Raw genomic sequence first — 21,976 nt, forward strand, 5'->3', positions numbered from 1 at the left:
TTGTTATAGAGGAAGCAAGGTTACGCGAGTCTTACGCGTATCAATCGTAACCAGCGCCCCCTTGTCAATATCGGCGGCGAGCAGTTTAATAGAGTTCAATACGACAGTGCCGATCCTGTCATATCTAAGAGCGCCAGTTCTCATTTGAATTACACTCGGTTTTTTGCCGTGTGTAACGGCAAGAATATACCCAAAGTCAAGGTCACAAGTTAATACAGAAAAATCATACGTTTTGGCGTATGTCATAATTTCAGAATCAGAAGCATCCGGAGAGCCGATAGATGACCAGTGTACCGCTTCAATACCGTTTCTATTCAAAAAATCAGCCCAAAGCGGAGAAAGGTTCATGTCAACAAGAATTTTCATACTTCGGCTAGCGCAACTTCATGCCATTGGGAAATAGCGGCGGCATACCTAAGTGCCTGCATGATGTCTTCTTTTTCAAGATAAGGATAATCGGTGAGTAACTCCTCGCTGCTAACCCCCTCGCCAATCTGACCAACAATCATGCCGACAGTTACCCTCATGCCGCGAATACATGGTTTGCCACCCATAACGGCAGGGTTTTGAGTTATTCTGTCAAAGTCTTCATCGAACATAAAATAAACATAACTCAAAGATAGATAAAAAGCAAGTTCCCCACCACGATGTATGCCCAAGGAATTTATTTAGTACAGGCGGACAGGGCTGCGGGTGGCAAAAACTCTGGGAGAGCCTGCCTCGCGCTGGCGGCCACCTAAAGGCGGCCTTGCTTTTATTGGGGACTGCGGCATTTTTTGGTGCTCTCAGCGTGCGGCATTAATTATCCACACGGCTACGCCGTGCGTTTATTTGGCTGTGGCGGAGAATTCCAGAAGACGTTTTTGCCACCCGCAGCCCTGCCCTGACTGTACTCAAGAATTTTATTGGGCATACATCTTCTAGCGCTCATAAGAATTATATCGCCGTGATAGCAATTCACAGTCTGGAGTTTTGCCAAACACAGGGCAACATAAAAAACATAGAGTCTTACCAAAATAAAAAATAACATAAAAACTTTTGTTTGCTCTTTGGCAAAACTCCAAGCAATTCGGCGTAGCCGAATTGCACTTGTAACTTATACAAAAAGTGGTATTTTACTCACTATGAGTTTGACAAATACTCACTATTGTGATATATTAGTTATGATGAGAAAAAAAATGAGGGAGTTTATTGGCAATTAGGAACTTGTTTAAAAAGTGTTACATACCTACGTTTTATCGCGGCGCAATCAAGCTAAAAAAGCCTTTTAAGGTATTTATATAAAACACAAAAGGAGTGTTTAAGATGAAAAGAACAGTAATCGCATTATTACTATGTACTGCACTGTGTGCGACAGTATTCGCACAAACAGAGGATGATTTTAAAATAACGCAAAACTCAAAGGGTACAATTACCATAACAGGATATACCGGCACAACAAAAAATGTGATTATCCCGTCAACCATCGAAGGCATCAAAGTTACGGAAATTGATGAAAGAGCGTTTAACAATAATAGAAACATTACCAGTGTAATTATACCCAATGGTGTTACTAGTATTGGGGATTATGCTTTTGCTGGTGATCGCAATTTTGATGTTATACCCATGAATATTACCAGCGTAAACATACCGGACAGCGTTACTTACATTGGAGAACATGCTTTTGAATATTGCGACAAACTTACCAGCGTAAACATACCCAGCGGTGTTAACAATATTGGTGTTTTCGCTTTTAATGGTTGCCACAGCATTGCCAGTGTAACCATACCCAACAGCGTTACCAACATTAGGGGATGGACTTTTAGCGATTGCAAAAGCCTTGCCAACGTAACCTTCGCACCAACTAGCAAAGTTACAGTTATTGAGGTTGGCGCTTTTTCCGGTTGTAAAAGCCTTACCAGCATAACCATACCGAATAGTGTTATCAGAATTCTAGGTAATTATCATTATGGCGCTTTTTCGGGTTGCACTAGCCTTACCAGCGTAATCATTGGAAACGGCGTTATTAGCATTGGGGAAAATGCTTTTTCCTATTGCACCAGCCTTGCCAGCGTAACTATACCCAACAGCGTTACTAGCATTGGGGAAAATGCTTTTTCCGATTGCACCAGACTTACCAATGTAACCATACCCAACAATGTTACCAGCATTGTTGATTCCGCTTTTCGTGGTTGCCACAGCATTGCTAACATCACAATTACGGCAAATAAAGATTATGCAAATGTTTTTCCTAATAACTTTGCTGCCTTCTATGAGAGCCAAGGGAAAAAGGCTGGGACATATATGTGGTCGGGACGCATTTGGAAAATTGCCACGGCAGCTGAAATAGAACAAGCAAAGAAAGAAGCGGAAACTAAAACTGAACAGTCAAGGAAAGAAGCGGAAGCCAAAGCGGAACAGTCAAGGAAAGAGGCAGAAACCAAAGCTGAACAAGCAAGTAAAGAATCGGAAATTGAAACATTAGTTCAGGATGCCGCTAAAAGAGGTTTTCAGGTAACGAAAATGGGTAGGAGCATAGTTATTAACAAATATGTTGGCAGAGAAACAGCTGTCCAAATTCCGTCGAGCACACAAAATATTCCGATCGTGATTGGGAATAATGCTTTTAAAGATTGCGACAATCTTACCAGCATAACCATATCAAATAACGTTACTAGCATTGGAGATAGGGCTTTTCAATCTTGCTGGAGGATTACCAACGTAACCATAGGAAACGGAGTTACCAGCATTGAGGATTGCGCTTTTAATGGTTGCACCAGCCTTACCAGCGTAACATTTCAAGGGACTATTCCTGCGAGTGGTTTTAATAAAAATGCGTTTTTTCTTCTCGGCGACATACGAGACAAGTACCTTAAAGGAGGAATAGGAACGTATACAAGGACGGCAAACGGTCGTACATGGACAAAAAAATAGGTAATGCAGTGGTACATAATACAACTTTTCTCTAGTGCCGTTATGTGACATTTATACGTACCGATAGTGTCTATTGCTAATTGCTGATTGCTTATTACCGCTAGAAGATGTATGCCAAATAAATTCCTTGAGTACAGTCGGGCAGGCTGCGTGCGATGTAAAAACATCTTTCGGGAATTCCCCGCCGGAGAGACTTTGAAATAAAACAAAGAAAATTCAGAGAATAATAGTTCGGCGACGCACCCTAGATAAAGCTTTCTACCCACCACTGTTTAGTCGCCGAAAGGCTCGTAGGCGGACTCTTACGAAGTTTTTACAGCGTGCGCAGCCTGCCCGACTGTACTAAATAAATTCTTTGGGCATACATCGTGTACTAGTTCGTGGTAAAATTCAAATTTATCAGACAGTCCCAGTTTAGAATTATTCGTCAGCTTCTTGAATCTTGAATTCAGCACGCGCTTTTACAACTTCATCCGCGATTCTGCCCGAAATCGGCGCATAATGGCTGAAATCCACGTTAAAAGAGCCAGTTCCCGAAGTAATTGAGCGCAAATCTATCGAGTAACGCAAAAGTTCCGCCATAGGGACTTCGGCGCGTACTTCCGCGATGCCGCCAGCGGAATCCTGCCCAAGTATCTTGCCGCGTTTTCCTGAGAGGTCGCTCATTACGTCGCCTAAATACTTTTCTTCGATAAAGACCGTCAAATTCATAATTGGTTCAAGCAGAGTGGGGTTCGCTTGCTTCATCGCCTCGCGGAAAGCGTTACGCGCAGCGAGTTTAAATGACAATTCGTTGGAGTCTACGGGGTGGTACTTGCCGTCAGTAAGTTTTACTTCCACGTCAACAACGGGATAACTCGCCATAGTGCCGTGCGCCATTCCCTCAACAATGCCCTTCTCTACTCCGGGGATGTAGTTCTTGGGGATCGCTCCGCCGAAAATAGCGTTCACAAACTGATAATTTTCGCCGCGAGCTAGAGGAGCGATTTCCAGCACTACTTTTCCGTATTGGCCGTGGCCGCCGGTCTGCTTTTTGTGAGTGTACTCCGCGCCGGATTTCTTTGTAATTGTTTCACGATACGCGATTTTTGGAACGCGGGTTTCAACTTCGATTTTCTGATTAGTTTTAATTTTATCAAGAATAATGTTAATCTGCAATTCGCCCATTCCTGAGATAACGGATTCCTTTGTTTCGCCGTTGTAGTGGAAACGGAAAGTTTTGTCTTCTTCTGCGGCGCGGACAAGGAACTCTCCAAGTTTGTCTTCGTCTTTTTTCGCAATCGCGTTTACGGCGACAGAATGAACAGGCTCAGGCAGGCGCAGTGGGACAAAGTTTTTACTGTCAGCCGCAGCCAATGTATCGTTAGTTTTTAAAGTCGCCGCCTTTGTAATAATGCCGATGTCGCCAGCGAATAATTCCCTTACTTCTTCAAGTTTCTTGCCCTGACAAGTATAGAGTTTGCCGATACGCTCTTTTTTATTTTCCGAAACATTGAGCGTTTCACTGTCCGCGGAAAGTTTTCCGGTAATAATTTTTATCCATGAAAGTTTGCCGGAGAACTGATCGTAATTTGTCCGTATAACAAGCGCCGACATGGGTTTGTCAGGATCGATGGAGACGGGAGTTTCTTTGCCTTCCGCGTCAAGAACCGCGTCTTTTGCCGTGCGTGGGTTTGGAGCGGCGTCTACGATAAAGTCGATTAACGGGATAATGCCTGAGTTTTTTAACGGAGCGCCGGCAAAGGCGGGAACATATTTATTTTCCGCAAGCGCTTTAACAAGACCCGTCTTCATTTCTTCTATAGAAAGAGAACCGTTCTCGATATATTTTTCCATTAAGCTGTCATCACCCTCGGCAGCCGCCTCGATCAATTTTTCGCGCGCCGCGGCAACAGCGTCTTTTAAATCGGCGGGAACAGCCTCTTCTTTTTCCAAAGCGTCGCCCTGCATTATGTACGCTTTTTCGTGCAGGACATCGACTACGCCCTTAAAACCGCCGCCGCTTCCCATTGGCAGGGTTATTACCACAGGCTCAACCTTGAATTTTTCTTTAATGTCCGCCAAAGTCCGGCTAAAATCGGCCTGGTCGTTGTCTAACTTAGTAACAAAAACGCCCCTCGGCTTTCCTCTCCCGTCAAGATTCCGCCATAGCTTGACGGTCTCGATCTGAACGCCAGACTTGCCGTCTACCGTCAGCAGCGCAAACTCTGCCGCTCGGAAACTTAAAATAACGGCGCCTGTAAAATCGGACGAACCGGGAGTATCCAAAAAGTTGATTTTGGTCCCGTCCTTCTCGACATGGCCTAATGCAGCGTATATCGAGATTTTTCTTTCGATTTCCTCCGGACTATAATCGCTGGTAGTCTTGCCGGATTCCAGCGTTTCCGCCTTTGCGATAACACCTCCGGCGAACAGCAAATGTTCAAAAAGGGTGGTTTTTCCGGTCTGTCCATGACCGGCAATAGCGATATTTTTGATTTTATCTGTTGAATGGCTCACAGGTAGCTCCTTTGGAAATAGATTTTTATTATTATTGCCTGTTATAACCTTGATTGTCAAGAATAAAGCGGTAATAATAAAGCATGAAATCAGTTACAAAAGAACTGTGGTTTTGCACTAAAAAACCGAAGGAATTCATCAATATTACAGGCGAAGTTGAAGCGCTTTTGCAAGAATCGGGCATTCAGGAAGGCCTATGCCTAGTAAACGCCATGCACATCACCGCCAGCGTCTTTATCAATGACGACGAGTCCGGCCTGCACCACGATTTTGACGTTTGGCTCGAAAAACTTGCCCCCCACGAGCCTGTCTCCGGCTACCGCCATAACACAGGCGAAGTAAACGCCGACGCCCACCTGAAGCGCCAAATCATGGGGCGCGAAGCAGTAGTAGCCGTAACCGGCGGCAAATTACATTTCGGCCCCTGGGAGCAGATTTTTTATGGAGAGTTTGACGGACAGAGACGTAAAAGAGTACTGATAAAAATCATAGGAGAATAATTCCCCAAAGACTCTCACAAAGATCACAAAGGTACAAAGATCACGAAGAAGATCACTATTCCCTCTTTGTGATCTTAGTGTGAACTCTTCTTGCGAATAATCCCTTGCCGTAAAACCTGATTTTAGGTATAGTGAATTATTAGCCGGCGTGGCGGAATGGCAGACGCAGTAGACTCAAAATCTACCGTACGCGAGTATGTATGAGTTCAAGTCTCATCGCCGGTATGAGTGTAAGTACTTAATATCTGTATATTACTCTTGTTAAAAATCAGGCAATATGTTATATTTATTATACGGACGCCTTGCGGGATGGATGTAGAGGGTCGAAAGACACACCACGCCGTCGCAGACCAGCGTCCTTTTTTTATAGAAATAGATCAAGCGCTTCGATTGAATACAGCTTGTTTTCCTCTGTATGATATTCTTTGACCGTAATTTTTATTATAGCAATATGCTTTTTATATTCCATTGGCGCAAATAAATAACGGCGAGATTTTAAGCCTTCATTATTTTTATTTGGATTTAGTTCAAAAAGCCATGGTTCAATAGCGTTTGAAAAGAACTTGTCTATGTTAGCAGCCGCAAGATAATGGGCTTCTGGGTCGAATGAAGAATGGACAGCGACACTACTTACCAGTTTTCCTACGGATCGCCGTTGCAATCTTGCGGTAAGCCCCGATTTACTGGTAAATGGGCTATGTGCGGCAATCTCTTTTAGTATAGCGGTTGCTTCCCTACGATTTTTTGCTTTGCGGATTGGCACGGCTATATCAGTAACCTCCTCTGGCGTTCCCCAGTAATCGGGACGCAACTCGCTGGCTCTTTTGCGAACAGTATCCCACGGCTCAAGTGTTTTAATTTTTTCTGTTTCCATTTTGCCCTGATACTCCTTGTCTGTTATTGTAAACCAAATTCAATAACTTAACAAGTGAATAGTAAATATATTAGGGGCATATTTTAATATTATTTTTTCACAGTTTCCCTACTACAGTATAGTCATTCTCGCCTAATCCATGTATTATTAGATTTATGGAAAACTATATCAACTGCATCGCGCACAGGACAAGCGAGGGCAATCTTCTTATCGGGGAAAATTATACCGCAATGTTTGATTGCGGTATGGCTTTTTGCGCGGACGCTACAATACAAAATGTTAAGAACGCCCTGAAAGGCAGGCCGTTGGACTATCTCTTTATTACGCATACCCATTATGATCATATCGGCGCGACGCCCTTTTTCAGAAAAGAATGGCCGCTATTGCGTCTTGTTACCTCGCAGACAGGGGCGGCTGTCCTTTTAAAAGACACTCCGCGCAGAGTTATCCGCGAACTTTCAATCGTGGCGGCCAATGATTATAATGTAAAAATTGACACATACAGCGACGACGCTTTTCACGCTGACGTTATTGTTAAAGAAGGTGATATTATTCCGCTTGGCGGAGTTTCAGTCAAAACGCTTGAAACGCCCGGGCATACAAGGGACGCGCTAAGTTTTTTTATTCCTGAACTTGAAATATTGCTCGTAAGCGAAACAACTGGAGTTCTGTTACCCGACAATTCCATATATCCCCCATATCTGACAAGTTTTAATGATACGGTCAGTTCGATAGAAAAATGCAGAAAAATGCCTTATAAGTTTTTATCCCTGCCGCACTACGGAATTGCCGCCGAAAAAGACGCAAACGGTTTTTTTGACAGAGCGTTGGAAGCCGTCGTTACCTGCCGCGATTTTATTTTGAGTCTTAATGAAAAAAAACTTGATCAAGAAGCTATGTTCGATATGTTCTATAAAAAATACGGAACTGAAACTCTTTTAGGCTACCAACCGCTGGACGCCTTTACTGCAAACGCCCGCGCCACAATCGCCTGTACTCTGCGTGAATTTGCACCTAACGGCAGCAGCGTTACACCATAATGAAACTGATTTGTAATATAAGAGTGATTTGCAATATAAGAGTAATTTGCAAAAAAACAGAGTAACATAAATATGAATAATTGTTTTCGCATAGATGGCGATAAGATTCGATTAGAAATAAAAGCAGTACCCGGCGCTTCAAAAACTGAATTGGCGGGCGTTAAAGACGGACGGCTGCGGATACGGCTTGCCGCTGCGGCGGAAGACGGGAAGGCTAACACAGAGCTGCTGAATTTTTTGTCAAAGATGATTGATTGCCCTAAGAGGGATTTGCGGATTGTTAGCGGGGAGAAATCGCGGGTGAAGGTGGTGGAGGTTTCGGCTGAGTGCTTGGCGAGGGTGGAGGGGGTTGTGGGGGGAGAGGGGAGGTAAATAGATATAGTTTCCCAACCCAATCTATGATATTATCTACTTAATGAACACTGTGATTCACAACCAAATTGTCAATTTCATCTGGGGAATAGCCGATGATTGCCTCCGTGATGTGTATGTACGGGGAAAGTATCGCAATGTCATACTTCCCATGACGGTAATCCGCCGCCTTGACGCCGTGCTTGAGCCTACCAAAGAAAAAGTTCTTGAAATGAAAAAGAAACTTGACAAGAGTAAAATCTCCAATCAAACTTCCGGTCTTTGCTCTGCGGCAGGTCAGGCTTTCTGTAATTCTTCCCCTTTTAACCTCCGCGATCTTACCGCCCGTTCAAGCAAGGCTAAACTCAAAGCCGATTTTAACGAATATCTCGAAGGCTTTTCTCCAAATGTTAAGGAAATACTTCTAAAATTCAAATTTCGTGATGAAATCCCTACTATGTTGGAAGCCGATATACTTGGTGCGGTAGTAGAAAAATTTGTTTCCCCAAAAATAAATCTAAGCCCTAAACCTGTTCTTGATGAAAAAGGAAAGGAAGTTCTGCCCGGTCTTGACAACCATTCAATGGGAACGATTTTTGAAGAACTAATTCGAATGTTCAACGAAGAAAACAATGAGGAAGCCGGAGAACACTTTACACCCCGTGATGTCGTCGAACTTATGGCAGACCTTGTCTTTACTCCAATAGCCGGTAAAATTCTTGACAGCACCTATTCCTGCTATGACGGAGCCTGCGGTTCCGGCGGTATGCTGACGGTCGCAGAAAAGCGACTTGTGGAACTGGCGGTAAAAAAGAAAAAGAAAGTTTCCATTCATCTTTACGGTCAGGAAGTACAAGGTGAAACTTACGCCATAGCCAAAGCCGACCTGTTGTTAAAAGGAGACGGAGCGCAAGCGGACAATATTTCTTTTGGCTCCACTTTATCCAACGATAACAATTCCGCCCGTGAATTCGACTTTATGCTTTCCAATCCGCCTTATGGAAAATCATGGAAAGTGGAAGCGGACAAAATGGGCGGTAAAAAAGGCATCATGGACAGCCGCTTTATTATCCCATATCAAGGGGACGGGGAATTCAACATGATACCCCGTTCTTCCGACGGTCAACTCCTATTTTTATTAAACAATGTTTCTAAAATGAAAAAGGATACCCCCACAGGCAGCCGCATTGCCGAAGTCCACAATGGTTCTTCTCTTTTTACCGGAGATGCGGGACAGGGTGAAAGTAACGCCCGACGTTATATGATAGAAAAAGACCTTGTAGAAACCATTATCGCCCTGCCGGAAAAAATGTTTTATAATACAGGTATTGCCACTTTTATATGGGTTCTTTCCAACAAAAAAGAAAAGAAACGCATGGGAAAAATACAATTAATAGACGCTACTTCCATTAAAACGCCGCTTCGAAAAAACTTGGGCGATAAGAATTGTGAATTTTCGAGTAACGACAGAAAAAAGATACTCGACTTGTATCTAGAATTTGAGGAAAACGAATACAGCCGCATATTCAACCTAAATGAATTCGCCTATTGGAAAATAACTGTCTGCCAACCCATGTATGATAAAAAAGGAAAAATCCTGAAAGACAAAAAAGGGCAGCCTCAAGCCGATTCCGAATTGACCGACACCGAACAGATACCTTTTACCTACGAAGGCGGCATTGAAGCATTTTTTGAGAAAGAGGTAAAACCTTATACGAAAGATGCGTGGATTGACCAGAAACAGACCAAAATAGGCTATGAGATCAGTTTTACCAAATATTTCTACAAGCCTATAGAACTGCGGTCTCTTGAAGAAATTACCGCTGACATCAAAGCCCTCGAAACGGAGACAAAGGGGCTGTTGGAAAAAATTATTGAGGATTGAGGAAAGATGTATGTTGGAAGGGTATGGGGAATATAAAGAGATAAACTTGCCTTGGCTTCATTCAATTCCAAAAAAATGGGTATCTGTAAAAATAGGCGAGTTATTTGAAGAACGTAAAGTAAAAGTTTCTGACAAGAAATATGCACCTTTGACTGTCGGTAAAATGGGAGTAGTGCCTCAATTAAGTACAGTAGCAAAATCAAATGACAGTGATAATCGTAAATTAGTTAAATACGGTGATTATGTGATAAATAGTCGTTCAGACAGGAAGGGATCAAGTGGTTTATCTTCTCTTGATGGTTCTGTTTCGTTAATTAACATTGTCTTAACCCCCAGAGAAGGGAGCGGTAAATATTATCATTATTTATTAAGAAGTTATTATTGGATTGAAGAGTATTATAGAAACGGAAGAGGTATTGTCGCTGATTTATGGACAACACGATTTAGTGAAATGAAATCTATCGTGTTACCTATTCCACCTCGCCCTGAACAAGACCAAATAGTCCACTATCTTGACTGGAAAGTTTCAATGATTAACAAGTATATCAACGCAAAGAAAAAACAGATTGAACTTTTGAAGGAACGCAAACAAGCTATAATCAATCAGGCTGTTACAAAAGGTTTAGACATGAATGTCCCAATGAAAGATAGCGGTATTGAATGGTTGAGGAAAATACCGTCACATTGGGAAGAAAAACCTATTCGTTCAATCGCAAAATTATCAAATAAAAGGCGTGGTAACAGAAAAGATTTAGAATTATTATCTGTATATCGAGAATATGGCGTTATTAAAAAAGATTCCAGAGATGATAATCGCAATGTTGAAAGTGAAGATTTAACTAATTATAAATATGTAAAAAAAGGAAATCTTGTGTTAAATAAAATGAAAATGTGGCAAGGATCACTTGGTATTTCTGATTATGAAGGGATAGTTAGTCCTGCTTATATAGTGTGTGATTTATTTACAGAGGATAATTTAACTTTTTTGCAATTCTTACTTCGTTCTCCAATATTTAAAACTTTCTATAATCAAGTATCATATGGCATTCGTGTTGGACAATGGGATATGCACTATGAAGATTTTAAATCTTTACGCTTGTTTATTCCACCTCGTTCTGAACAAGATCAAATTGTAAATTATCTAGAAAAAAAGATTTCTATGATTAATAAATATATTGACGAAAACAATGGACAAATTGATCTTTTACAAGAATACCGTACTCGTATTATTTCCGATGTTGTTACAGGGAAGGTAAATGTTCAAAATGTTAAAGTGCCGGAAATTGAAAATGAAATTGAAAATGAAGAATTATCTGACAATGAAAAGGAAACAGAAGAAGGTGTTATAGATGACAATTAATATTATTATTTTATAAGGAGTTGTAAAATGAAGATTGCATTTATTTATATCAGGAACTTTCGTAAACTGAAAGATGTAAAAATTGATTTCAGTGATGAAACGACATTATTCGTAGGAGCAAACAACAGCGGAAAAACTTCCGCAATGGACGCTTTGTGTAAATTTCTAATAAAAAATGATAGTTTTGTATACAATGACTTGACCGTTACTAATCGTGGTTTAATAAACTCAATCGGAGATAAATGGATTTCAAGTGAAGCAGAAAAACCAAATAATTTGGACGATTGGGCTGACAAATCTCCTATGATAGATATTTGGCTTGATGTTCGAAATGATGAACTACAATATGTTGCAAATATCATTCCGACACTTGAATGGGACGGAGGGAAATTGGGTGTGCGATTGAGTTACTTGCCAAAAGATATTGAAAAACTTTTTGGTGATTATAAAAACGCATATGAAAAAGCTAGAAAAACAGAAACTGATAAATCTAACATGGGTTCTGTTAAACTCCAACCCCAAAATCTATGCGGATTTATAGAGAATACTATAAACAAATATTTTGATATAAAAGCTTTTATTCTTGATCCTGAAAAAATAAATGAGGAACAAAAAACAGACTTTGATTGTGAGTGTGCTGAAAAGAATCCTTTTACTGGTCTCATCAAGATAGATATGATTGCCGCACAACGTGGACTTACAGATGCTGACGCAACGAACAATATAGCCAGTTTATCACAGCAATTTAGATCATACTATGACAAGCATCTTGATATTGATAAAGCAACCGCACCTGAAGATTTAGAAACTCTCTCGGCTTTACAAGAAGCACACAATATTTTTGATAAAACTCTTGGAATAAAATTCAAAGATGCTCTAGCCGAACTTGAAACTTTAGGATACCCAGGCATCACGGATCCAAAAATAACTATTGAATCAAAACTAAAGGAAAAAAATGCTTTTGAACATGATTCCGCAGTTCAATATGCATTAGCAGATACCGATTCCGCAACAGATTTTAGACTTCCAGAAAAATACAATGGATTAGGTTATCAAAATTTAATTTCAATCGCTTTCCGTCTAATGAGTTTTCGTGATGACAGAATACACAAAAACAAAGCATCTGCTGATGAGAACGCAGATAATATCGTACCGCTTCACTTGGTATTAATCGAAGAGCCAGAAGCACATCTTCACGTTCAAGTTCAACAAGTTATGATAAAGAAAGCATATCATATTCTTACTAACAGTTCCGTATTGAAGGATAATAATTTTAATACACAGTTGGTTGTAAGTACACATTCAAGTCATATAGCCAGAGAAGTTGAGTTTAGAAACATCCGTTATTTCAAACGTATTGAAGCTGATTCGCAATGTATAATTTCTACTTCAAATGTTATAAACCTTACAAATACTTTCGGAGAAGATGAAAAAACTGAAAAATTTGTTCAGCGATATTTAGACGTAACTCATTGTGATTTATTCTTCGCTGATGCTGTAATTCTTGTCGAAGGAACTTCTGAAGCCGTTCTTGTTCCATATTTTATTAAGCATAATTTTAAGGAGTTAGACAGCCAATTTATCAGTATCTTACCAATTGGAGGAAGCCATTCGCATAGGTTTAAGCCGCTTATTGAGAGAATAGGAATATATACCCTTATAATAACGGATATTGACCCTATAGATAAAAATGCCAAGAGAAAAAGTGTTGCACCAAAAAGGGATGAGAACATTATCAGTGGTAATGTTGCAATTCGTGAGTGGGGTATTTCCCAAAAGGACTCATCACAAAATCCATTAAATTATTTACTTGATTTGTCGAATAATAAAAAGGAAATATCCTTATCTGATGATACGCAAATAAAAATAGCATATCAAACTGCTGTCCCTTTCTCTATTGGGAAGGAAAAACATGAGTTTTTATCAGCAACTTTTGAAGGGGCTTTAATTTATTCTAACTTAACTGGAATAAATAAGATCGATTCTAAAACATTCGGAACTGATAATATAATTGAAGATATAAAAAAAGCTTCTGAAAAAATGGAAGATATTAGCGAAGCTATATATAAAATTGTTAGGGAAAATAATAAAGTAACATTTGCCTTGAATTTGATATATGAGATTGAGAATGTTGCAATACCACCGTATATAGAAGAAGGGTTAAGTTGGTTACAAGGAAAACTAAAACGGATACAGTAAAAGAGAAGGGTGAAAAGTATGGATATTTCTTTAGATAATAAAATGAATGACAATACGGTTGACGATCATGTTGATGAAGAGGTCAAAGAATGCATAAGAATGAAAAAAAACTTTTTTATGTTTGCAGGGGCTGGTTCTGGAAAAACAAGAAGTTTGGTTAATACGCTTATTTTTATTGCTGATAAATATGGTAAAGATTTACGTTTACACTCTAAGCAAGTTGCGGTAATTACCTATACAAATGCCGCTTGTGATGAAATTATGAGGCGTATTGGTTATAACCCTTTATTTGCAGTGTCAACAATTCACAGTTTCTTATGGGAACTTATCAAATCATATCAAAGAGATATAAAAATATGGGTAAAAAAAGATATTGAAGCAAAAATAAGCGAATTAAAAGAAAAGCAATCCAAAGCACGCAGTAAAGATTATTCGCCCGATATTAATAAAAAGCAAGAACGACTTAACTCGCTAACAAAAATCTCAAAATTTATTTATAATCCCAATGGAGAAAATGTTGGTCGTGATTCATTGAATCATTCGGAAGTTATAAGCATGGGTTCTGCGTTTATAAATGAACATAAAACAATGCAAAAAGTAATGATTAGTAGATTCCCTATACTATTGATAGATGAAAGCCAAGATACAAAAAAAGAACTTGTAGATGCCCTTTTAAATATTGAGCAAGAATATTCTAAAAATTTTATTATTGGTATGTTTGGTGATACAATGCAACGTATTTATACAGATGGTAAGGAAGATTTGGATGCTACTACCTTTATAAATTGGAAATGCCCTGCCAAGGAAATGAATCATCGAAGCACCAAACGTATTATCCAACTCGCAAACGCTATCCGAAACACGATAGATAAACAAAAACAAAAAGCTCGCTCTGATAAATCCGATGGAATAGTAAGATTATTTATAGTTCCCAACACTGTAAGTAAAGCTAATACAGAACGTAATATATTTTCTCAAATGGCTAAATTTACTAATGATTATGAATGGGAAGACCCTGATAAAAGAAAGATTCTCGTTCTTGAACATAGTATGGCTGCAAGCAGAATAGGGTTTGAAACATTAAATGAAAGTTTAGCGAGAAAATTCGACCAAGGTTTTCGTGATGGTTCTTTGGTAGAATTATCATTTCTAATGAAAGTAATTTATCCTTTAGTAGAAGCAAAGCGAAAAGGGAATAATTTTGCTGTTATGAAAATACTAAGAGAACACTCTACAAAATTCAAGGAAAATACCTTTTTGGAATCCATTGATAAGATGGCTATATTACAGAACATTCGTACTAATGTGACAGATTTAACATCATTGTGGGATAATAAAGATCCCCAATGTTTAGCGGTGTATAAAAAATTAAGAGAGATAAAACTCTTTGACTTGCCAAAACGAATAGATGATGTATTAAGCGATTCAATAGAGGTTGACGAAAAGATTATAGCTTTGAGAGAAGGATTAAATGTTCCATTTTCTGAACTCATAAAGTATTGGGACTATGTAAATGATTGTACTCAATTTTCAACTCATCAAGGTGTAAAAGGATTGGAATTTGATCGGGTTGCTGTAATTATGGACGATGAAGCAGCTGGAGGTTTCTTGTTTAGTTATGAAAAACTTTTTGGAGCAAAAAACTTGTCTGATACTGATAAAAGAAATATAAATGAAGGTAAGGATAATACTTTAACTAGAACAATGAGACTTTTTTACGTTACTTGCACAAGAGCGAAAGAAAGTTTAGCACTAATTGCATACACAAGTGATGTTGAGAAAGTTAAACAAACTGCATTATCTAATAAATGGTTTACTAATGATGAAATTGTATGCCTAATTTAAATTATTCTGAATAGGAAACCGAATGCCAATAATATGCCCAATATAAGAACATACCCGATGTTACTAATGCCGTAAAAGAAACCGCTGAACCTGTCTTTTTTACAAATAATGGTTAAGGCGACACGGAAGCACGATAAAACCCCAGATGTCCATCAAATGATGATGTTTTTGGCATACTAAGCCCCAAAATAGCCGATTATAAGGATTCTTTAGAAAATGCCCACTATTATCAAAGAATCCGGTCTCGGCAAAACCCAGAAGGGAATATATTGCTTGATTATTTATGTCAAATATTTTATTATATATATAATAGATTAATGGAGTATACAATTTTGTATGAATGAAAGCCTTTTTTCTCAATATATCAAAATGTCGGCTCTTAATCTTCAAAATGAGTTAAAACGCCTTATTAGCCTATATAATAAAACAAAAGGTACGTATTTATTGGTATATGCTGTAGATTTTGAAAAAGCATTCCGCATACAAGGTTTGAATATAAGTATTACCATGAATGATTACCAAATTATTCATGAGCTACTTCGTCAAGTAGAACAAACGAAACTTGATTTATATCTTGAAACTCCGGGTGGTTCAGGAGAAGCTGCCGAAGATATTGTAAATTTTTTACATGATAAATTTGAGACTGTAGATTTTCTAATAGCAGGCGAGGCAAAAAGCGCTGGTACACTAATGGCTATGTCGGCTGATGAAATATATATGACTGATAGTGGAAGCTTAGGACCTATTGACGCTCAAGTAAGAGTTGGAAGAACAGTCGTGTCCGCCTTTGATTATGTAAAATGGATAAACGATAAACGAGAAGAAGTTGAAAAAGGAACACCCTTAAACGCTGTTGATGCTGCAATGTTAGCTCAGATTTCACCGGGTGAATATATGGGCGTTTTTCATGCTCAAGAATTTGCCAAAGACAAGCTAAAAGAGTGGCTCCCAAAATATAAATTTAAACATTGGACTGAAACTGAAACACGTAAGATGAAAGTGGATGAAGCTTATAAAGCAAAAAGAGCAGAAGAAATTGCAGAAAAAATGATAAATCATGCTACATGGAGATCGCATGGAAAATCATTAAAAATTTCAGATTTGGAAGAAATTGGTTTACGTATAAATAGAGTTGATAATAACGAAGCATTACGTGATATTGTATATCGTATAAAAACAGTTATCAAAATATTATTTGGCAGTTCAACATTTTATAAAATATTTTTTACAGAAAATGAGTATATTGTTCAAAATACAATTTCACAAAATCCATTTGCAAATAATCAACAAAATATACAAGCTCCCGTTTTCGAAATTACTATAAATTGCCCTAAATGTGGAAAACAATATCCGTTATATGCAAAACTTGGCAAGATACCACCGGAATTAGAAAAACAAATCGCATTAAAAAGCAGAAAATTCCCGATAGACAATAGAATCGAATGTGACTGTGGTTTTACATTTGATCTCACAGGAATTCGCAACCAACTTGAAAATCAATTTGGTAGAAAGATTATTAGTTAATTTTACAAGGAGTTATTATGACGGAAAAACAGCAAAACGAAAATGAAAACGAAAATGAATTTGAGTATGATGTAAATCTTCAATTTTTAAGTAGAGTTCGTGAAGATGTTTTTAAGGATCCAAAAACTCAAGCTGTCGTAATTGTAAAACGTAATGACGATTCGTCGGTTTTTACAGTTGCTGATGAAGATAATTTATTATTAAGTTTTTCATCATAGTAGAATTTTATTTATGCCCACTAATACCAAAGAATCTGGTCTTGAAGAACTCATTGTAAACTCCCTTGTGCAGGACAATGGCTATGAACAGGGCGAAAATAAAGATTATAACCGTGATTACGCAATAGATGAAACCCGACTTTTCCGTTTTCTTATAAATACACAAAAGACCGAAATGTCAAACATCGGTCTTTTCCCCGAAGCTTATGGAGAGGAATACAGCTTAAAGAAACAAAAATTTCTTGAATTCCTTCGTGATGAAATTACCAAAAAGGGTATTGTTGAAATTCTCCGTAATGGAGTAAATTTTTATCCTTCCAGTTTGATGTTATTTTTTCCTACTCCTTCTGAACGTAACGAAAAGGCAAAGAAAGATTTTAAAAGTAACATTTGGAGCGTTACTCGACAGCTTAGATATTCCAATGACGAAACTCGCCGTTCCCTTGATTTTGTGATTTTTATTAATGGTCTGCCTGTTTTTACCGCCGAATTAAAAAACCGTTGGACAAAACAAGATGTTGAAGATGCAGTAAAACAATACAAAGTAGATCGTAACCCCAAGGAACTGATTTTTCAATTTAAACGCTGTGTCGCACATTTTGCAATAGATGATGAAGAAATACAATTTTGTACTAAACTTGAAGGTAAAGATTCATGGTTTCTGCCTTTCAATAAAGGCTATAAAGACGGTGCGGGAAATCCTCCCAACCCAAAGGGACTTGCCACAGATTATTTTTGGAAAGAGGTTCTCAAAAAGAATGAACTCGCTAACATCATAGAGAACTACGCTCAGATTGTTAAAGAAAAAGACCCAGAAACTGGCAAGATAAAAGAAATACAAATATTCCCACGTTATCATCAATGGTCTGTTGTTAAGTTACTGCTTGCGGACATGAAGGAAAAAGGAGTTGGACAGCGCTACCTTATTCAACATAGCGCTGGAAGCGGAAAATCAAACTCTATAGCTTGGCTTGCTCATCAACTTGTTGACCTTGAAAAAGACGAAAAATCAGTTGTCGATTCCATTCTGGTTGTTACAGACCGCCGCAATCTTGATCGCCAAATTCAGAATACTATTAAATCATTTACATCGGTTTCAAATACTGTTGCTCCCGCTGAACATTCTAGTGATTTAAAGGCTGCCATAGAAAATGGGAAAAAAATAATCATTACAACAATTCAAAAATTTCCTTTTATTTTTGATGATATTGAAAACATTCAAAAAGGTCGCCGTTTTGCTATCATCATTGATGAGGCTCATTCTAGTCAGAGTGGAAATATGTCCGCCAAGATGAATGCTGTTTTGTCTAATATTGTTTTTTCCGAAGATGACGACAGCGAGGACATTGTAAATAAACTAATAGAAAGCCGCAAACTTCTGCCCAATGCCAGTTATTTTGCCTTTACAGCAACCCCTAAAAACAAAACGCTTGAATTATTCGGTACTCCTTATAAGGAAGATGGAAGTAATAAACGTCGTCCTTTCCATAATTATTCCATGAAACAGGCTATAGAAGAAGGTTTTATTCTTGATGTTCTTAAAAGCTTTACCCCTTATCAAAGTTATTATCATTTGTTAAAAACCATTGAAGCAGACCCGCTATACGACAAAGACAAAGCGCAAAAACGGCTTCGCAAATATGTAGAAGTAAGCCCGGAAGCGATTCAAAAGAAAGCGGAAATAATAGTGGAACATTTCCATGAAAATGTCCGTTATCGTATAGACAATAAGGCTCGAGCGATGATCGTAACCGGCAGTATAAAAAAAGCCGTTGAATATTATGACGCTGTAACAAAATACCTTGCAAAACGGAAAAGCCCATATAAAGCGATAATAGCGTTTACAGGCGATACCGAACACACAGACGAAAAAACAAAAGTTAAAGACATGGTAACGGAATCCGGTCTTAACGGCTTTCCAAGCAAAGAAATAGAAAGGAAGTTTAAGACCGAACCTTACCGTTTTTTAATATGTGCGGATAAGTTTCAGACCGGCTATGATGAACCTCTTTTACATACTATGTATGTAGATAAAATTCTTTCGGATATTAAAGCCGTCCAGACTCTTTCACGTTTGAACCGTTCTTATAAAAATAAAAATGATACATTTATTCTTGATTTTGCAAATGAAGCCGAAGACATAAAAGAAGCCTTCTCCCGTTATTACAAAACCACTCTTTTATCAGACGAAACTGATCCAAATAAATTGTATGGACTAATCGACAATATGAAAAAACACGAAGTCTATACAGTGGAAGACGTAGAAAGTGTTATTGAGCATTTTCTCAAAACAGACGTACGCACAAAAATAGATCCAATTCTTGATGTTTGCGTTTCCAAATACAAGGAACTTGATGAAGACGATCAGGTTGAATTTAAAGCCGGCGTGAAAGATTTTATCCGCATTTATAATTTTCTAGGCGCTATCCTCTCCTATGGAATGCCTGATTGGGAAAAACTTTCTATTTTTCTAACTCTTCTATTGCCAAAAATACCTGCTCCAAAAGAAGATGACAATACAAAAGAAATGCTAAAATATATTGAACTGGAAAGTTACCGTGCGCAAAAAAAGGAAACGGTTGATATTTCTCTTGATGATAAAGATTATGAAGTTTCTCCCATAAGCACAACTAAAATCTTTGTTAAAGATCCAGAAGAAGATTACTTAACAAAAATTCTTGATGATTTTCATAAACATTGGGGGAATCTCAACTGGCAGGATGAAGATAACGTAAAAGCGACTATTAAACGGGTTCAAATAACTGTTGCAAAAGACGAAAAATATCAGAATGCCATGAAAAATGCCGACCGTGAGGCTGCAAAAGATGAAGGTAAAGACGCTACCGAGCGTGCAATGCAATCCTTTATGACCGACAGCATGGAACTCTATAAACAGTATGCCGACAACCCGTCATTTCGCTTATGGCTTATCGACATGATATTTAACGGAACTTATAAGAGGGAAGAAAATAGAATTCAATAATTGTGCGGAGAATGAAAAAAATAATCGCAGCTTATGCCGGAACAGGTAAAACTCATTTTGCCTCATTATATCCCGAATTAACAATAGATTTGGTATCTATGCCTTATAAATATATGCTCTCACAAGATAAGCCTTACGATGAATCATCCAAGGCAAATCCAGAGAACATCCTAAATGATGATTGGCCTTTCAATTATATTTCAGCTATCAAGCATAATTTAGAATCAGATAAATTGTTGCTTATTCCGTCAGATTTATTCATACTTGAATTACTTAGGGAAGAAAAATTGCATTATTGCCTTTGTTATCCGCAAAGAAACGCCAAAGAAATTTATCGGGAGCGTTATTTAAACAGAGGAAATACAGCTGAGTTTATTGATATTTTTATCGGAGGGTGGGACATATTCATGGACTGGTTTGAAAAAGACTCGTATGGTCAGCATATTGTGTTAAAACCGGATCAATTCCTAAGCGATGTATTTGATATTTCATCATAAATGCAAACAAGAACGTAAATTCTGCCAAAAAAGAAGTAAAATCATGCCAATTTCAGAACTAAGATACTGACATATACGGAAGTAAAACCTTGCCAAAACAAGAAGTTAGGACTATACTGTTATTAAAGAAATGCTAATCCTTGATAAAAATGTCCATGTAATAGTAAAATAGATAGAGAGGTCAGTATGACATTGTTATTGTTCTTGATATGGGGCGGTATATCCTATCTAATTAAATTGGCTGTCGGAGCGTGGCTCCACTCAAAAGAACTTGGATGGATTGCAGGCGGTTTTATTTTTCTTTGCGCCGTACCGTGGATTATTATAGAAGGTATTAAGTTAGATATATCCATTTTCTTTGAAAGATTTGTGGACAAGGTAGATGACATTGTTGCAAGGCACGATTTCAATGCTGATATGAGAGCTATTGAACGTGAAAATGAGAGAATGATGAAATGGATAGATGAAACTGATAAACTCGGCGATACATAAATTGACAACAGGCAGATACACTTCCTAATCCCAAAAATCAGTAAAATACTCCCCAAACAATCTAAACCCCTCCGATGCCCTCTTCTCAATTTCAATAATACAATGCGTATCCATATAATAAATTCTCTCTTTAATTAAAGTATAATTTTCCGGCTCTTTAATATGAAGATCATTTTCATGGGATTCACATTCAGGGGCAAGTCCGCCAAATTCTTTTAAGTCGGGAGATTCTTCATTCTGTTCATTGATATATTTTTCACTCATGTGGTAAATATAAGATACCAATTTATTTTCCTCGGTTTTGGCGTAAGGGTTTTTGTAGCCATATTTTTCATAGAATTTTATCGCTCGTTTATCAGTGCCTATGGAATCTTTACAATTCAAATGCCACTCAAACGCAAAAATAATCTCATCAAGAACTTTTTCCCATGCTTCGGAACCGCCGCCTTTTATTTCGCCGCCTTTTATAGCATTATCATATTCATCTTTGGATTTCCATTCATTTTCATGATATTCGCTGAAGTCGCCCGGATAACCATGCCTTTTCATGTTTTTATAAGCTAAGATTTTTGGATAAAGCATTTTTACCATAAGCCCAGCAAGATTCCATAATTCCAAATCGGATGCATGATACGGTCGGAATAGTTTTTGAAAACCATATTTTATATTTCGAAAAAAGTTTTCAATGTTATATTTTATACGATATAAAATTGTTTCAAAAATTGAAGTTTCTTCGTCATCATCAAAATCAAAAATAGAATCGGTTTCCTCGGATAATGATTTTGCTTTCTTCATA

18 protein-coding genes and 1 tRNA gene are annotated in these 21,976 nt (G+C 38.1%); 14 read left to right on the top strand and 5 right to left on the bottom strand.

What is annotated here, in order from left to right:
- Positions 1-3: 3 nt before the first annotated feature.
- A complete protein-coding gene (locus tag ACYVRA_RS04185; RefSeq protein ID WP_461251494.1) occupies positions 4-366 on the bottom strand; it encodes a DUF5615 family PIN-like protein in 363 nt (120 codons plus the stop codon).
- Entirely contained in the window at positions 363-599 is a 237-nt protein-coding gene (locus ACYVRA_RS04190; protein WP_461251495.1) for a DUF433 domain-containing protein, read from the bottom strand. Before ACYVRA_RS04190 ends, ACYVRA_RS04185 begins: the two co-directional genes overlap by 4 nt.
- Positions 600-1,305: 706 nt before the next feature.
- Between ACYVRA_RS04190 and ACYVRA_RS04195 the strand changes: the two genes are divergently transcribed.
- The gene (locus ACYVRA_RS04195) at positions 1,306-2,913 is read left to right on the top strand and encodes a leucine-rich repeat protein (RefSeq protein ID WP_461251496.1); all 1,608 of its coding nucleotides are present in this window, start codon (positions 1,306-1,308) and stop codon (positions 2,911-2,913) included.
- A gap of 420 nt (positions 2,914-3,333) precedes the next feature.
- On the opposite strand, the gene fusA is transcribed toward ACYVRA_RS04195, so the two are convergent.
- On the bottom strand, positions 3,334-5,412 hold the full coding sequence (fusA, locus tag ACYVRA_RS04200) for an elongation factor G (protein ID WP_461251497.1): 2,079 nt from the start codon (positions 5,410-5,412) through the stop codon (positions 3,334-3,336).
- An 83-nt stretch (positions 5,413-5,495) separates the two neighbouring features.
- On the opposite strand from fusA, the gene ACYVRA_RS04205 reads away from it, so the two are divergent.
- Positions 5,496-5,912, top strand: coding sequence for a secondary thiamine-phosphate synthase enzyme YjbQ (locus ACYVRA_RS04205; RefSeq protein WP_461251498.1), 417 nt, complete (start codon positions 5,496-5,498; stop codon positions 5,910-5,912).
- Positions 5,913-6,054: 142 nt separating this feature from the next.
- Positions 6,055-6,137: transfer RNA gene (locus ACYVRA_RS04210), tRNA-Leu, on the top strand.
- Positions 6,138-6,276: 139 nt separating this feature from the next.
- Here ACYVRA_RS04210 and ACYVRA_RS04215 read toward each other — a convergent pair.
- On the bottom strand, positions 6,277-6,786 hold the full coding sequence (locus ACYVRA_RS04215; protein ID WP_461251499.1) for an LPD3 domain-containing protein: 510 nt from the start codon (positions 6,784-6,786) through the stop codon (positions 6,277-6,279).
- Positions 6,787-6,941: 155 nt separating this feature from the next.
- Here ACYVRA_RS04215 and ACYVRA_RS04220 point away from each other — a divergent pair, with 155 nt between their 5' ends.
- The 11 genes from ACYVRA_RS04220 to ACYVRA_RS04270 all read left to right on the top strand — a co-directional run bounded on the left by ACYVRA_RS04220 (position 6,942) and on the right by ACYVRA_RS04270 (position 21,180).
- Positions 6,942-7,826 carry an MBL fold metallo-hydrolase gene (locus ACYVRA_RS04220; protein ID WP_461251500.1) on the top strand — a complete coding sequence of 295 codons (885 nt, stop codon included), beginning with the start codon at positions 6,942-6,944 and terminating at the stop codon, positions 7,824-7,826.
- Between the two features lie 72 nt (positions 7,827-7,898).
- A complete protein-coding gene (locus ACYVRA_RS04225) occupies positions 7,899-8,198 on the top strand; it encodes a DUF167 domain-containing protein (protein WP_461251501.1) in 300 nt (99 codons plus the stop codon).
- A 43-nt stretch (positions 8,199-8,241) separates the two neighbouring features.
- Positions 8,242-10,062: a type I restriction-modification system subunit M gene (locus ACYVRA_RS04230; protein ID WP_461251502.1), complete on the top strand. Its 1,821-nt coding sequence runs from the start codon at positions 8,242-8,244 to the stop codon at positions 10,060-10,062.
- A 10-nt stretch (positions 10,063-10,072) separates the two neighbouring features.
- Positions 10,073-11,422 (top strand): restriction endonuclease subunit S, encoded by a 1,350-nt coding sequence (locus tag ACYVRA_RS04235; protein WP_461251503.1) that lies wholly within the window; start codon positions 10,073-10,075, stop codon positions 11,420-11,422.
- Positions 11,423-11,449: 27 nt separating this feature from the next.
- The gene (locus ACYVRA_RS04240) at positions 11,450-13,621 is read left to right on the top strand and encodes an ATP-dependent nuclease (RefSeq protein ID WP_461251504.1); all 2,172 of its coding nucleotides are present in this window, start codon (positions 11,450-11,452) and stop codon (positions 13,619-13,621) included.
- 18 nt (positions 13,622-13,639) lie between these two features.
- Positions 13,640-15,466 (top strand): UvrD-helicase domain-containing protein, encoded by a 1,827-nt coding sequence (locus tag ACYVRA_RS04245; protein WP_461251505.1) that lies wholly within the window; start codon positions 13,640-13,642, stop codon positions 15,464-15,466.
- Between the two features lie 336 nt (positions 15,467-15,802).
- Complete coding sequence (locus ACYVRA_RS04250; RefSeq protein ID WP_461251506.1) at positions 15,803-16,990, top strand: SDH family Clp fold serine proteinase; 1,188 nt, start codon at positions 15,803-15,805, stop codon at positions 16,988-16,990.
- A 17-nt stretch (positions 16,991-17,007) separates the two neighbouring features.
- Positions 17,008-17,208: a hypothetical protein gene (locus ACYVRA_RS04255; RefSeq protein ID WP_461251507.1), complete on the top strand. Its 201-nt coding sequence runs from the start codon at positions 17,008-17,010 to the stop codon at positions 17,206-17,208.
- Between the two features lie 13 nt (positions 17,209-17,221).
- Positions 17,222-20,191 (top strand): type I restriction endonuclease subunit R, encoded by a 2,970-nt coding sequence (locus ACYVRA_RS04260; RefSeq protein WP_461251508.1) that lies wholly within the window; start codon positions 17,222-17,224, stop codon positions 20,189-20,191.
- A gap of 11 nt (positions 20,192-20,202) precedes the next feature.
- On the top strand, positions 20,203-20,688 hold the full coding sequence (locus ACYVRA_RS04265; RefSeq protein ID WP_461251509.1) for a hypothetical protein: 486 nt from the start codon (positions 20,203-20,205) through the stop codon (positions 20,686-20,688).
- A 237-nt stretch (positions 20,689-20,925) separates the two neighbouring features.
- Entirely contained in the window at positions 20,926-21,180 is a 255-nt protein-coding gene (locus ACYVRA_RS04270) for a hypothetical protein (RefSeq protein WP_461251510.1), read from the top strand.
- A 24-nt stretch (positions 21,181-21,204) separates the two neighbouring features.
- Here ACYVRA_RS04270 and ACYVRA_RS04275 read toward each other — a convergent pair whose 3' ends face one another.
- Positions 21,205-21,975: a hypothetical protein gene (locus ACYVRA_RS04275; protein WP_461251511.1), complete on the bottom strand. Its 771-nt coding sequence runs from the start codon at positions 21,973-21,975 to the stop codon at positions 21,205-21,207.
- Position 21,976: the final 1 nt, after the last annotated feature.

The sequence above is a fragment of the Treponema sp. R8-4-B8 genome, from assembly GCF_054786175.1.

Bases quoted from the DNA above. Each gene is read 5' to 3' on its own strand.
- ACYVRA_RS04250 (WP_461251506.1), top strand. From the start codon at position 15,803: ATGAATGAAAGCCTTTTTTCTCAATATATCAAAATGTCGGCTCTTAAT.
- ACYVRA_RS04265 (WP_461251509.1), top strand. From the start codon at position 20,203: ATGAAAAAAATAATCGCAGCTTATGCCGGAACAGGTAAAACTCATTTT.
- ACYVRA_RS04255 (WP_461251507.1), top strand. From the start codon at position 17,008: ATGACGGAAAAACAGCAAAACGAAAATGAAAACGAAAATGAATTTGAG.
- ACYVRA_RS04260 (WP_461251508.1), top strand. From the start codon at position 17,222: ATGCCCACTAATACCAAAGAATCTGGTCTTGAAGAACTCATTGTAAAC.
- ACYVRA_RS04275 (WP_461251511.1), bottom strand. From the start codon at position 21,975: ATGAAGAAAGCAAAATCATTATCCGAGGAAACCGATTCTATTTTTGAT.
- ACYVRA_RS04190 (WP_461251495.1), bottom strand. From the start codon at position 599: ATGTTCGATGAAGACTTTGACAGAATAACTCAAAACCCTGCCGTTATG.
- ACYVRA_RS04235 (WP_461251503.1), top strand. From the start codon at position 10,073: ATGTTGGAAGGGTATGGGGAATATAAAGAGATAAACTTGCCTTGGCTT.
- ACYVRA_RS04185 (WP_461251494.1), bottom strand. From the start codon at position 366: ATGAAAATTCTTGTTGACATGAACCTTTCTCCGCTTTGGGCTGATTTT.
- ACYVRA_RS04205 (WP_461251498.1), top strand. From the start codon at position 5,496: ATGAAATCAGTTACAAAAGAACTGTGGTTTTGCACTAAAAAACCGAAG.
- ACYVRA_RS04230 (WP_461251502.1), top strand. From the start codon at position 8,242: ATGAACACTGTGATTCACAACCAAATTGTCAATTTCATCTGGGGAATA.
- ACYVRA_RS04240 (WP_461251504.1), top strand. From the start codon at position 11,450: ATGAAGATTGCATTTATTTATATCAGGAACTTTCGTAAACTGAAAGAT.
- ACYVRA_RS04215 (WP_461251499.1), bottom strand. From the start codon at position 6,786: ATGGAAACAGAAAAAATTAAAACACTTGAGCCGTGGGATACTGTTCGC.
- ACYVRA_RS04220 (WP_461251500.1), top strand. From the start codon at position 6,942: ATGGAAAACTATATCAACTGCATCGCGCACAGGACAAGCGAGGGCAAT.
- ACYVRA_RS04195 (WP_461251496.1), top strand. From the start codon at position 1,306: ATGAAAAGAACAGTAATCGCATTATTACTATGTACTGCACTGTGTGCG.
- ACYVRA_RS04225 (WP_461251501.1), top strand. From the start codon at position 7,899: ATGAATAATTGTTTTCGCATAGATGGCGATAAGATTCGATTAGAAATA.
- ACYVRA_RS04245 (WP_461251505.1), top strand. From the start codon at position 13,640: ATGGATATTTCTTTAGATAATAAAATGAATGACAATACGGTTGACGAT.